The sequence below is a fragment of the Mesorhizobium sp. ZC-5 genome, assembly GCF_025753855.1.
GTDB lineage: Bacteria > Pseudomonadota > Alphaproteobacteria > Rhizobiales > Rhizobiaceae > Neomesorhizobium.
Map to the genome: position 1 here is coordinate 83,445 of NZ_JAOWPT010000006.1, position 12,166 is coordinate 95,610.

The 12,166-nt window shown below is 57.9% G+C and carries 16 protein-coding genes; 8 read left to right on the forward strand and 8 right to left on the reverse strand.

The features are described 5' to 3' along the window. Complete coding sequence (locus OHD58_RS17845; protein ID WP_263804769.1) at positions 1-519, forward strand: ferritin-like domain-containing protein; 519 nt, start codon at positions 1-3, stop codon at positions 517-519. Between the two features lie 496 nt (positions 520-1,015). On the opposite strand, the gene OHD58_RS17850 is transcribed toward OHD58_RS17845, so the two are convergent. Further along, positions 1,016-1,273 carry a hypothetical protein gene (locus OHD58_RS17850; RefSeq protein WP_263804770.1) on the reverse strand — a complete coding sequence of 86 codons (258 nt, stop codon included), beginning with the start codon at positions 1,271-1,273 and terminating at the stop codon, positions 1,016-1,018. 868 nt (positions 1,274-2,141) lie between these two features. On the opposite strand from OHD58_RS17850, the gene OHD58_RS30720 reads away from it, so the two are divergent. After that, entirely contained in the window at positions 2,142-2,213 is a 72-nt protein-coding gene (locus tag OHD58_RS30720; protein WP_412177243.1) for a hypothetical protein, read from the forward strand. A gap of 433 nt (positions 2,214-2,646) precedes the next feature. Here the strand turns inward: OHD58_RS30720 and OHD58_RS17855 are convergent, their stop codons facing one another. Next, positions 2,647-2,994 (reverse strand): low affinity iron permease family protein, encoded by a 348-nt coding sequence (locus tag OHD58_RS17855; protein WP_263804771.1) that lies wholly within the window; start codon positions 2,992-2,994, stop codon positions 2,647-2,649. A gap of 1,039 nt (positions 2,995-4,033) precedes the next feature. Between OHD58_RS17855 and OHD58_RS17860 the strand changes: the two genes are divergently transcribed. From OHD58_RS17860 to OHD58_RS17870, 3 genes are read left to right on the forward strand one after another with little or no spacing between them, the layout of a single operon-like run. Further along, positions 4,034-4,768: a DUF1236 domain-containing protein gene (locus OHD58_RS17860; protein ID WP_263804772.1), complete on the forward strand. Its 735-nt coding sequence runs from the start codon at positions 4,034-4,036 to the stop codon at positions 4,766-4,768. Positions 4,769-4,822: 54 nt separating this feature from the next. Further along, a complete protein-coding gene (locus OHD58_RS17865; RefSeq protein WP_263804773.1) occupies positions 4,823-6,319 on the forward strand; it encodes a sensor histidine kinase in 1,497 nt (498 codons plus the stop codon). Positions 6,320-6,324: 5 nt separating this feature from the next. Continuing rightward, a complete protein-coding gene (locus tag OHD58_RS17870) occupies positions 6,325-6,981 on the forward strand; it encodes a response regulator (RefSeq protein ID WP_263804934.1) in 657 nt (218 codons plus the stop codon). On the opposite strand, the gene OHD58_RS17875 is transcribed toward OHD58_RS17870, so the two are convergent. Beyond that, complete coding sequence (locus OHD58_RS17875; RefSeq protein WP_263804774.1) at positions 6,978-7,346, reverse strand: hypothetical protein; 369 nt, start codon at positions 7,344-7,346, stop codon at positions 6,978-6,980. The two genes, OHD58_RS17870 and OHD58_RS17875, sit on opposite strands and share 4 nt — an antisense overlap. A 536-nt stretch (positions 7,347-7,882) precedes the next feature. On the opposite strand from OHD58_RS17875, the gene OHD58_RS17880 reads away from it, so the two are divergent. Next, a complete protein-coding gene (locus OHD58_RS17880) occupies positions 7,883-8,095 on the forward strand; it encodes a hypothetical protein (RefSeq protein ID WP_263804775.1) in 213 nt (70 codons plus the stop codon). A 95-nt stretch (positions 8,096-8,190) separates the two neighbouring features. Here OHD58_RS17880 and OHD58_RS17885 read toward each other — a convergent pair whose 3' ends face one another. Further along, on the reverse strand, positions 8,191-8,910 hold the full coding sequence (locus tag OHD58_RS17885; RefSeq protein WP_263804935.1) for a hypothetical protein: 720 nt from the start codon (positions 8,908-8,910) through the stop codon (positions 8,191-8,193). Between the two features lie 722 nt (positions 8,911-9,632). Here OHD58_RS17885 and OHD58_RS17890 point away from each other — a divergent pair. Further along, positions 9,633-9,872 carry a hypothetical protein gene (locus OHD58_RS17890; protein ID WP_263804776.1) on the forward strand — a complete coding sequence of 80 codons (240 nt, stop codon included), beginning with the start codon at positions 9,633-9,635 and terminating at the stop codon, positions 9,870-9,872. Positions 9,873-10,389: 517 nt separating this feature from the next. Here the strand turns inward: OHD58_RS17890 and OHD58_RS17895 are convergent. Further along, positions 10,390-10,662, reverse strand: coding sequence for a DUF1236 domain-containing protein (locus OHD58_RS17895; RefSeq protein ID WP_263804936.1), 273 nt, complete (start codon positions 10,660-10,662; stop codon positions 10,390-10,392). 152 nt (positions 10,663-10,814) lie between these two features. Continuing rightward, on the reverse strand, positions 10,815-10,991 hold the full coding sequence (locus OHD58_RS17900) for a hypothetical protein (protein WP_263804777.1): 177 nt from the start codon (positions 10,989-10,991) through the stop codon (positions 10,815-10,817). On the opposite strand from OHD58_RS17900, the gene OHD58_RS17905 reads away from it, so the two are divergent. Then, positions 10,990-11,430 (forward strand): iron-containing alcohol dehydrogenase, encoded by a 441-nt coding sequence (locus OHD58_RS17905; protein WP_263804778.1) that lies wholly within the window; start codon positions 10,990-10,992, stop codon positions 11,428-11,430. The two genes, OHD58_RS17900 and OHD58_RS17905, sit on opposite strands and share 2 nt — an antisense overlap. 142 nt (positions 11,431-11,572) lie before the next feature. Here the strand turns inward: OHD58_RS17905 and OHD58_RS17910 are convergent, their stop codons facing one another. Both OHD58_RS17910 and OHD58_RS17915 read right to left on the reverse strand, forming a co-directional pair. Then, the gene (locus tag OHD58_RS17910) at positions 11,573-11,881 is read right to left on the reverse strand and encodes a hypothetical protein (protein WP_263804779.1); all 309 of its coding nucleotides are present in this window, start codon (positions 11,879-11,881) and stop codon (positions 11,573-11,575) included. Between the two features lie 4 nt (positions 11,882-11,885). Further along, a complete protein-coding gene (locus OHD58_RS17915) occupies positions 11,886-12,146 on the reverse strand; it encodes a hypothetical protein (protein ID WP_263804780.1) in 261 nt (86 codons plus the stop codon). Positions 12,147-12,166 lie beyond the last annotated feature (20 nt).

Consider the following 12,166-nt stretch of genomic DNA (forward strand, 5'->3'; position numbering starts at 1 on the left):
GTGGCAACCACCAAGAAAAACTCGACGAAAGGTCTTGAGGATCTGTTCCTGGATAGCCTGAAGGACATCTACTACGCCGAAAAAAAGATCGTGAAAGCGCTGCCGAAGATGGCGAAGGCTGCGGAGGGGGAGGAAGTCGCGGCGGCTTTCGAGAAACACCTCGCTGAAACCGAAGCCCAGGTAGAAAGACTCGAACAGGTTTTCGAATTGCTCGGCAAGCCGGCGCGCGGCAAGACCTGCCCTGCGATCGACGGTATCCTGGAAGAAGGCTCTGAAATTCTGGAAGAATACAAGGGCGCTCCCGGCCTCGATGCCGGTCTGGTAGCGGCCGCGCAAGCCGTGGAACACTATGAAATTGCTCGCTACGGCACGCTCATCACCTGGGCCAAGCAACTCGGCCTGACCGACGCCGCTGAGCTACTGAAAGCCACCTTGGCTGAAGAAGAAGTCACCGATGAAGCATTGTCAGCCTTGGGCGAAGGCGGCGTAAACGAACGGGCAATGCGGGAAGCTGCCTGATCTTAGGGGCTAGACGACCGCCCCGCTACCGAAAGGTGGCGGGGCATTTTTGCGATTTGGCAGATATACGCTCCGTTTGAGAAATGTTGGTTGAGGAATGCACTGTCATCCAGCGGTCCATCGATCGATGGCGCGACGCCGGCCGGGGAATTCGTCGCGGGCGCTGGGTCCCACTCACTTCATGAGTCACCCGCCTCTAATCTAACATCAATGCAATGTGCAGAAGAGATTCACGACGGAACCCGTCCCGTTGAGTGTTCGGATCGCCTGTAGTGTCTAACGGTCGTCCATGGTTTCGCCCCAGCTGCTTACAATCGACAGCAAGATGCCAGTCATTGCCCATCCTCGCCTTGGCAATGGCAATCTCGCGCCAGATTTCTGCGGCGATTGTCATTTAGAGATGAATGATTGCCTGACCACCCCTGGCGACAGAATAACCGCGAAGCCTATGTGTTCCAGAACCCGAATCGAAACAGACCGGTGCTTGCCACATCCCTCATCGCGATGCGATCTGCAAGTTGGCATAATTCAAGGTGTCAGCGCCCGCCCGCTCATCGAGAACCACGGCATACCCCAAGCATACGGCCGCCTTCAATATTTCGTTCGCCATGTCTCCATCAGTCGAGACGAAATCTCCTGACAAAACTCGGAGCTCCTCCACCGCTTGTGATGTCGATATCACCTTTCTATTGGAGCCGCCGCGAGCACAAATGCGGACCACCTGAAGAACATCAATATTCTCGAACGGGCCCATGCCAATCTCCTCAAACGCGGGGTGTTGGAGCTCGGTTTCTTGTCCAGGCTTGTCATCGCGCAACTGACCGGTTTTCTGGCCACTTTCCCGCCAAGCGCTGCTCAAAAACTCTATTTTGACTGTGGGGGGGCACGGCCAAAGAAGGGTTGGCTACTTTCATTCTCGATCCGACCTGCGCCATCTCACCATTCGAATAGACGACAACGTCGCCTCGCGGGGGAAATCCAGCGCGTGCTGTTGGTTTCGAATCGAATACTCCGGCGTTGCCGAGAAAGAAGGCGGCCAGCGTCATGAGTATAGTCAAAGCGAGACCGGCGACGCATCCTCCACCCAGCTGGATATTATCATCTTGGAAGTTGTATCGTCTCATGCTTTTGCCATTCCGAAAACAAAGGGGCTCGCCGACCGAAGCCGGCGAGCAAATTCCATGCGCGAGAAGGGACGTTACCGCACATGGAATTCTTCTGAATCTGGTCAGGTCGCCGACGGCCATAGAGAATTTACATAGAGTAAATTCGCGGAGCTAAACCAAGTTCCGGTTCATTCGCTGCATCAGACCAATGCGTGTCATGATGGGACTTTAGTCCCTGGTCGGTGGACTTCAGACAGCAGAGCATGCGATAGGGACCATCATGTTCGGCTGCTTGGGCCTTGCGGGGTTGAGCGTGCGGCCGACGAAGGATCTCTTGGGTGCTGGGTGCGGTCCGGCTGGTCAGAGCTATGTCTCGCCTTTGCTTGTCCGCGCGCCAGCTGACGGACCTTTCAACACTTCTCAATCGCCCATCACCGATCCGCTCCCGGACCTGACGGCCCACGAGCGCCAGGTGCTGGACTCGTCGCCAATGGCGTCGGCAACAAGTGCATCGGACTGGAGCTCGATCTCCACGAGAAGACGGTGAAAGACCACCTGACGCGCGTCTTCACCAGCTGGGCGCGTTGATGCCGCTTTTCGACGTGAGCCATTACCCGAGCAGCCAGCTTCATAATCAGGGTGGCCCAGCCACGATGCCCGATCCATGGCGGCGTTCTTCGAAGATTTGGTGAAGGGCTGTCCATAAATCTCCGCTGGCGGTCCCGTTGAAGCGCATCGTGCTGCTCCAAAGCGAGGAAACGCCCCTAGCGACACCTGCCTATGTTGGCTGGATGTTGGAAAACGAAGAAGCTAAATTCTCAGGCTGTGCGAGGCCGCAGGCGTAGACGGAACAGAACATTGCCGCCATAGGCTCGCTGCGAACCCGAAAGTTCCCTGGAGAAGCACAGTGTGACTTTGAAGCACGCGAAGGCGTGATCACTTCTACCGGTCCTTACGCACAGGTGCGATGGTGCTGCGCGTGCATTCCTTGCATTATTCGCGGCGCGAAAGGGCTGAATAGTTAGTCCCCGGGTCTTTCTCTCGCCGCGTTAGCCTCTCTTTCGAGGCGCTTGATGGTCTCCGTAATCTTGTCAGGATCGTCGTGTTCGAGGCCGACCACATCATTTCGGGTTTGCTCAAGCGCGACGATGATCTCATCCAGCTTGGCATGGATTGCGGCGGTGTCACGGAAACCTTGAATAAGCACGACACCGGTAACCATGATCGCGGCTACCGACAGGGCGTATGTGACTACATCTGTCCAGCCGAACGGGACCAGCGCCGTGCAGATAGCCATCACGACTAAGACAGTGTAGAAGCCAGGCGGTTTGGATAAGAACTCCGCGATGCGGAAAAGCACGTTGTCCATCGTCTAGCTCCACCGACTAAAGAAAGGACTCGCCGGCCGAAACCGGCGAGCAATACCATGCGCAGATGGGCAGCACTGCGCATGGGGTTCTAAGCGCCGGCCTAAGCCGGAGTGCATAGAAGATTTCAGTTCCAAGTGAATTCGGAGAGCTTGATGGCGTTCCGGTCTCTCTCCCCCTTCAGACCAATGCCTCTTGGGATAGGACTTTGGTCCGACGTCAGGAGCAGCATTCGACAGGGGAATTGGCTTTCCGATCGCGCGAAGGATCAATTATTCTCAATCGACACGCGGGGATCTCACTCGCGTCTCGCCTCTTTCAGAGCGCTGCCTTAACATTCGGTCGCAAATCGTGGGGCTGGTGAAGGAAGTTCAGCCGTGGGAAGCCGAAACCTTAAGGTAGCGACGGGGCGGCGGCGAACTTGCCGCCTCGACCAGTTACAGGCCGGTGACACCTGTCAGCGCGCTGTCTTTGTCTTCTTGCCGTGGCGGGCCTTACGCCAGCGCTTTGACGGACGATCTCAAGGACGGCAACTCTGGTAACATGGGATGGCGACATCGACGAACGGGCGGGTTCTTCGTGGGAGATCTTCACGAGGCCAGAGAGTCTGTCGTAGCCGAGCATCTTGACGGTCCGAGCGTTTGAGAGAGGGCGTCGTTTCCCATCCGGCAAAAAACTCGCTGCCGTGGAGTTCATTGCCGGGTCATCTCCCTATGCGCGGCTCACACAGCGGGACGTTTTCGAAGACAAGTCAAACGGTCATTATTTTTCTGACAAACCGTCCGGGCTGACTGCATAAAGCGGGCGAGATCTGATAGTGTCTCGATACGACGCCTTAACAGCTGCCGCCATCATGAGTGTTTTGGCCCGGAGTTGCGTTTGCGGGCTATTTGCGCCGGTTGGCTTGGCTGAAAATTCTACCTGAGACACTCCCCGAATTCCCACCGACACTCAACTCGAAGGTTGCCCAATGTCGTGGGAACGATTGTCACGAGCACGAGTTAGCCTCGCGAAGGGACTTCGATCGGAGGAGATTTTCCGATGAAAGGCATGATCGTAAAAACTGCACTTGCTCTTGCTTTGAGCGCCGGGGCATCAGTGGCAATCGCGCAAACTGACCAGCCCCAGATCCTGAAGAAGAAGCCGGGTCAGCAGACAGAGCAACAGATGCCGTCTAAGGGCGCAGAAAAGCAGCCGGGCACCGCTGCCGAGGGGCAGGCCGGCACCGAACCGATGAAGAAGCCGGGCGAGCAAACCGAGGGCCAGGCTCAGGCTCCCGCCGAGCAAAAAACGCCTGCCACCGAGGAGAAGACGGGTTCGGACGCGACGAAGCCTGACCAGCAGAAGGAAGGCCAGGCACAGGTTCCTGCCGAGGAAGGCACACAGCAGGATGGAACCGCGGCCGACCAGCAGGCCGATCAGCCCAAGACAGAGGGAACGGCTGAGACCGAGCAGAAGCCAGCGCCGACCGATAATACTGCTGAGACGCCCGCGCAGCCGTCGGATGAAACCACGGCGAGCGTCGATGTCACGGTCGAGCAGAAGACCGAAATTAAGCAGGTCATCACCGAAACCAAGGTGGAGCCGGTACGTGACATCGACGTGGATATCTCGGTCGGCGTCGCCGTCCCCAGAACGATCGAGGTTCACCAGCTTCCACCCCGCATTATCGAAATCGTTCCTGCCTACAGGAATTATGTCTACTTCGTTCTTGCAGACGGGCGGATCGTCATTCTGGAGCCGGACACTTACGAGATCGTTGTTATCCTGGTTTAGCCAGTCCGATTGGTGAGGGCGGCGTTTAAGCGCCGCCCCTTTCCTGCGTATTGGATGGGGGACAATCAGGCGTTCAGGCGCAACCCGAAGCGCTGTCGCCCGTTATTCGGGGGCGACAAACACCCACGCGGCTGCTTGGTGCAGCCTTCCGGCGGAGCGCTGATGACCGCTTTATCCACACTTGCTGCAAGGGCCGAGTTGCGAAGGAACTGGCCGACATGGTCGCTCGCCGCCCAGTTTCTTGTCGTGGGCGCGGCAACATCCGTTCTCGCAATGTTATTCGTCGGCCTGGTCGTGTCTCACCTCATCCAATCCGCTATTACCAAGAATGCCGGTGCGACGACCGCCCTTTATGTCGACAGCGTCATCGCGCCCATCCTGCCGGACATGCGGACAGCCGACGTTCTCGATGATTCGGTTGAACGTGCCCTCGACGAGACGATGCAGCAGAGTGCGTTGGGAGGCAGCATTCGCTTTTTCCGGCTCTGGAGCGACGACAATCGAGTTCTTTACACGCACGGCGGGGGACCGACGTCGACGCGCCTGCCGGACGACGACGCGCTCCGTACTGCAGCCGGGGGCAACGTCGTGACGCGCTATCATGACCGGAACGTCTCCGATGCGCCGCGGCTGGAGGTCTATTATCCGCTGCTGGAGCCATGGACTGGCGAGGTCATCGCTGTGGCCGAACTGCATGAGACGGCAGCCGACCTTGAGCATGAGCTCGATGAGGCGCGACTGAGAAGCTGGGCCGCTGTCGCGCTCGTCACCACCACCTTCTTTCTCATTTTGTGGGCGATCGTGATCCGGGGCAGCCGAACAATCGACGCGCAAAGTGTGGCGCTCCGTGAGCGCGTCGGCGAACTGTCGAATCTGCTATCGCGGAACAGCGAACTCAACGCACGGCTACATCGCGCTTCGGAGCGCGCCACGGCCTTCAACGAGCAATATCTGAGACGGCTCGGCGCTGAACTTCACGACGGTCCTGCCCAACTTATCGCGCTCGCCGCGCTGCGGCTGGACAGCCCCGCCCTGTCGAGCGGAGCCGGCTCGAAGCGGGTTCGTGATCGGGAACTCGGCGCGATGAAGTCAAACCTCGACGAGGCCCTGCGCGACATACGCAACATCTGCACCGGCCTTGTCCTTCCCCATATCGAGGCGGCCGAACTGCAGGAGATTCTGGAGCGCGCAGTGCGAGCCCACGAGCAGCGGACTGACGTGCGCGTTGCTTTAGCAACCTCAGGTGCGAGCCCAACGATGGCACCGGCCGCGAAGATCTGTGTGTACAGGTTCGTACAGGAAGGGCTGAACAACGGCTTCCGGCATGCCAGGGGGGTAGGGCAAGCGGTTCGACAGACCTATGAGGACGGGTGGCTGACAGTCAATGTCATCGACCGTGGCGACGGCTTCGATCCGAAGGCAGCGGGCTTGCGAAATCTCGGCCTTATCGGATTGCGCGAGCGGATCGAAAGCCTCGGCGGCAAATTTGACGTCAGTTCCTCGCACAAGGGAACCATCCTGGAAATGACGCTGTTTCTTGAAAGTGATTGAGAGATCTGATGCAAACTGTCGGCGTAGCCATTATCGATGATCATCCGCTGTTTAGAGAAGGCGTGGCGCGCAGCCTGATAGAGTCCGGACGCTTTGCTGTCCTGGGCGAGGGCGGAAGCTGCGACGATGCGTTGCGCATTGCGCGGAACAAGCGGCCGGATATTCTGTTGCTCGACCTATCCATGCCAGGAGGCGGACTGCAAGCGATCACCGCGGTACGCCAGATCATCCCCGACCAGAAGATCGTTGTCCTGACGGTCTCAGAGGTCAGTGATGACGTCGTGCAAGCGCTAAAGGACGGTGTTGAAGGTTACGTGCTCAAGGGGGTCGGCTCGAAGGCTCTATTGGAAGTGCTGGGCGCTGTGGCGGCTGGCCAGACGTATGTTTCGCCTTTGTTGTCGGCGCGCTTGTTGACGGACCTTTCCACACGTCTCAATCAGCCTGACGCGGATCCGCTCGCAGAGCTGACGGCACGGGAGCGCCAAGTGCTGGAGCTAGTTGCCTATGGCCTCAGCAACAAGCGTGTCGGATTGGAACTCGAGCTTCACGAAAAGACGGTGAAACACCACCTGTCACGCATTTTCACCAAGCTGAAGGTTAGCAACAGGACGGAGGCGGCGATGATTCTGCGCGATGCAAAGGATCACGGCAAGCCTCACTAACGCTGCAGGGATTCGAGCCTTTCGCGATCGGCGCGCGATGCGCGGCGATTAACGATAATGCGCCCTTTGTTGTCCTTCATAATGTAGCGGCCACGAACGACACTCTCTTCCAAGCCGTTGCTATGCTTTACCACCGCCGCCGTCGTGCCCAAGGGTGCTGCAGGCGATTTCGTATTGGCAGTGCCGTTTGACTTGGCGCTACCCTTTCCACCAAGGCCACCGTTTCCGTTGCCATTGTTGCCGCTGTTGTTTCCATTCCCTTTCCCATTGTCTTTGGCGCTTGCGGACTGGGTCCAGAGAGGTGCCGCCAACGCAGTGACAGCCGTAAGCGACAGAAAAAGCAGGGTTGATCTGCGTGTAAGCATGTTTCATCTCCGCATCTTCAGCAACGAATGCGTCCAACGGGCGTTATGCGACAGTCGGGCTGGCCGTGGTGACCCGATGAACCATAATAAGTTTGCTCGCCAGCCGAAACCGGCGAGCTTACCGTGCGCAGGAAGGGACGTTAGCTACGCATGGTAATATCGGACGCCGGCTGAACACGCCGGCGTCCGTGGGATCGTCAACCCAAAGCTATACCCATCGTGGCGATGCCAAGGCAACCAGCAGCGACCCAAGCAGCCAGCGGGCCTGATAAACGCTCTTGTCCATGATCGCCTCCCCGCTAATACTATTTCCATAGCAATGAAATTCGATTGGCTGGATACCGGTTCCGGTTTTCCTTCCCCTTCCGACCAATGCCTCTTCAGTTAAGACTTTGGTCCGATGTGAGGGGTAAGCGAATGGCAGATTACAGAAATTCCGTCGCCGACCGATCGTCCCGCACCCGCTGCAATGACGGTTATCGCAGTTGCGCTAGTACACTGGCGGAACTATTACGATCCGCTAATGTTATTGGGCGATGAAGAACAACAATATCGTTCCTTTCAAAGTCGCGAGCCAGGCAGAGATCGAACGCGAAATAGCGCTTGCCCTCGCCAAGTTCGGGGACGACAACATCGAAGTCATGGCAATTGTGTGCAGCTGGGGCGATACGATGGATGACCGACAGGTCCTGGCCGGGCTGCGCAAGCTGAACCGAACGGGATCGTCGTTCGACGACGTTGCCGACTGATCATGGCCGTGCGGCGTTTCCAAGGTTGGGTCAGGATGACATTACAGAAGAAGCGCATCTCGTCATGAGACACGACGCTTTGTTGGTTGCCGGGATTATCGGCGTAATGGTCGGCATTGCGGGGCGGTGCGGGAATTGAAGCCCGTTCCGACGCCACCGACATAGACCAGCCGTTCATTCTTGGCCGTCGCAAGAAGCAGGCTTCCGACCCCGCCGTAGCTGCCGCCTGGCTCATAGCCAATGACGATGAACTCGTCGCTATTGATGCACTTGGTCTTGACCCATTCCTCGCGCCGGCCGGAGCGGTACGGGCTGTCCCGCCGCTTCGACACGACACCTTCGAGGCCGAAAGCGCACGCCTGCTTTAGGATCTCGCCCGGATCGCCCTCAATGGCATCGCTGAAAACGATGCCCAACGGCGGCAGGCTGCCGAGAAGATGACGTAGCCTGCCGCGGCGCTCGGTGAGCGGGAGATCGCGGAGGTTCTCGCCATTCACCAGGGGAAGGTCAAAGACGGCGAGCATGATGGAATGCCGGTCACCGCCACGGCCAAGCGCGCGTTGTAGCAGGTTGAAGTGCGACATCCCCTGCGGATCGGCCACAAAGGCCTCTCCGTCGATCATGACGTCTTTTGCCTTCAGTTGCGACACCGCCTTGACGATCGACGGGAACTCGTTCGTCCAGTCATGCAAGTTGCGGGTGAGCACTCGGACCTTGCCGCCGATCAGGTAGACACCGATGCGGTAGCCATCCCATCCATTTGATCTCGTGCAGCCAGTTCGGTCCTTCCGGCACTTTGTCGACGAGCGTCGGATGCATCGGCGGCACCATGCCTGCGGGAACGCTGGCCTTGTCGCGAGCGCTGGCGCTTCGCCTGGCCCATTTCATACGTCGGCTCTCGGCGGCTGTGTAAGATGCTCCGGTCGGACATCAGGCCCCTCACGACCGGAGCCCCCTGCCTCCTGCATGGGGGGTGGGCGGAGGCAGCGGCCTCTATCTGTCAGTCCGTGACGAGGATCTGGCAATACACTTGGGGTCATAGATGGCAGAGCGGCGCGACATCAAAAAGAGAGATGCTCCAGTCGGATAGGGCCTGTTCTATCGCGACCAGAGCACCCTCGAGTGCCCCCCGCGCGGAATTACGAGAGATTATATTGTTGGGAGCATTGGCCTATCTGACGCCCGCATCGGCAAACTAGCAATACAACTGTGGGTATAGGGCGGAGCGTGTAAGCCCTTAGTGAACTTCAGCCAAGCCAACCGGCAAGGCCGGCGAGCAAATAGACAGCAAACGTGTCGGCGCGTAAAAATTGCCCTACCGTTTTTTGAGCAACATATTTTGTTTATGCACCTTGGCGCGGCGGCAAACCGTCTTCGGCCAAATCCGATGCGGCAGGGTTTCAGTCAACCGTTGCCGCGCCCACTCATCGTACCCTAGCGGTTCTCAGGGCCGGCATTTCCCTTGAACTTCACGCGATAAGGATCAATATTCCGTTCTCGGCACCGCTCGTCTTATAGTGCTTTTCGGGCACTCTAGATGGTTATCTCAAGGGCTGCATCTGCCGCCGGCGTCTTCGAGCCAGAAGACTTGGGCATTCTGCAACGTATTTTCGATCAGGCTTGCAAAGCTCGTGGGTACGCGCGCGGCAGCGCGGAAGCGGAGGCTTTGGCGGCGGAAATCGTTAGTCTTTTCGGTAACGGTATTGTCAACGAAGGCGCCTTGTATACGGAGCTTGGCCTGAACGCGTCGAAGGAGAAGTCGTCACAGCGCCGCTGAAAAGCGACTTAGGCACAATTGCCTCTTTGGGGCACGTCCCCGAATAATCCGAGCACCCGCCGAACATGGAACCATCCCATCATGAAACGTTTGACGGTGGGTTTGGAGACGGTTGTGCCCAAAGAACCAGAAGAGCTTCGCTTCCTCCTGAAGATTTTCAGAGAGGACTACGGCGGTATCCGCGAAACGCCAATATGGGCCTGTCCGACACCTACCACCCATTAAGCACCGACTTGGGCCGCCTGGAGCAAGCGCAGCACATTAGGCAGCGGGTGAGCTTGCCTCCTTCGATTGATGTTCCGGCTCTCGCGGGAGAACTAACCGCATCTGGGGGAAAGACCCATCGACCAAACCGATCACACGGAACCCGCTCGATTGAGGGATCTCGGAATCCTTCAGCGTGATTTAGGACAGTGCTCGGCGCATCCAGGATTTCAGTACAGCAGATCCCTCGTCATCGCGTTATAACGCGGTCGGCCCGCTGCCAACCAGAGGTATGGCAGCGGGCCGCCCCCCGTCACTCATAAACCTTGACGATTTTCCGTGTGCTAGGTTCGACGAGAACCGTCTTGTTGTCGACGACAACATACCGGTATTTCACGTCGGGAACGTCTTCGAAAGTATGAAGCTCTACAGTTTCCGGGAGCGTAGAGCCGATGTTCAGTTCCACGCCCGGTACTGAAATCGACGCGAGGGGTTTCTTCTTAACGTACTCGCGGATCACCGTGTCCTGCTCCGGTGCGATGACAACGTCTTGGGCGCTCGTCAAGGCTGCGCTGGCGCACAACATCACGCCGGCGAGTGAAGGGAATAGAAGAGATTTTTTCATGTTGATAATTTTCATCGGAATTTCTCCCGTTAAGTCCCTTCGCGCCATTAACTCATGGAGAGCAACGTGGTTCCTCGCCAGTGCTACCGCTGCGCCTCGTGGCTGAGAATCCGTCAGAGCACGGCGATCGGTTCGATCATGCTCGGCAGATCGTAGGGCTGCTTATCCGTGGCCGAGGTGTTGATCTCCAGGCCGACGCGGTAGAATTCCAAGACGTCATTGAGATTGTCGTGCAACAGGTGCTTGGCGTCCCTGGCGGCGATGATGCTTTGCGCGGCGCTGGCGGGCATGGGCTACGGAGCCGCGGGTGTGCGTATTGCCCATGCCTGCTCCTATCCGATCGCAACCCAAACCCAAGTGTATAAATCGCCAGACTATCCGTCAGACCATCCATTCATTCCACACGGATTCGCAGTTGCCATCACGGCGCCGGCGGTGTTTCGGTTTACCTTCGATTCTGCGCCCGACAGGCATCTGCAGGCTGCAAATATCTTGTCCGGCGCAGATATGTCTCAAAAAGGACGTGAGGCGTTGCCGATGGCCATCGCCGAATTCATGATGAAGGTGTCGGCTCCTTGCGGGCTCGAATGCGTCGGGTATGGGGCTTCCGATCTTGATGGGCTGGTCTCTGGCGCAGCCGATCAAACGAGATTGCTGGATCTCGGTCCCAAGCCGGTCGTCCGTTCCGATCTTTTGGAAATCTTCAAAACGTCCATGCGGATCCAGTAGCCGTCCAACTTGATCTCGTTCACCCAACTCGGCCTGCCCGGCGCCTGTCGACGAACGTGTGGTGCATCGGCGGCATGGCCGGCCCGCCTGGCCCTTGGCGTGAGCGCTTCGGCTGATCGACTTCATTCGCCGGGTCCCAATATCACATCTGATCATTATAGGGCTTTTTCGTCTGCCCGACGGATTTTGCCAGATCCGAGAACGATTGCACGCTGGTTTCTGATTGGCCCAGGTTGGCCTGCTGGAGGAAGCGCAGAGGGAAGCAGACAGCATCGCGATTGGAAGGAGAAAGATCCTCGTAGACGCGTTCGTCCCCGGTGATTGAAGCCTCCGCGGTTCGCAACGCGCGGTCTATCTCATCAATCGAAAGGATTCCCTTGTGGACCAGCACATTGTTGATTGAAGCCACAGCCATAAGCAGCCCCTCAACTTGAAGATTCGCTACGTTCATTCGATCACTCCTTGACGTATGCTCCCGCCTGCCGGCCGCTTTTTGGAGCTTTCGCATCCTTTGAATGCTCGGCGACGGCAGGACCGGCGCCGCTGACTTTGGCCGGGTCAGGGCTGGGTGACGAGCGATCACCTGTTTTTTGTATTTTGGAAGCGTTTGCAGCTTTGCTCGGTTTGCCAGAGGAGGGCGAGTCGTTTGAAAATCCGTCTTGGGTGTCCGCGTCGACCTTGGCCGGCATAAGCCCGGTGTGCGATTTCTTTCTCATCGTTTTCTCCTTCCCTGAAG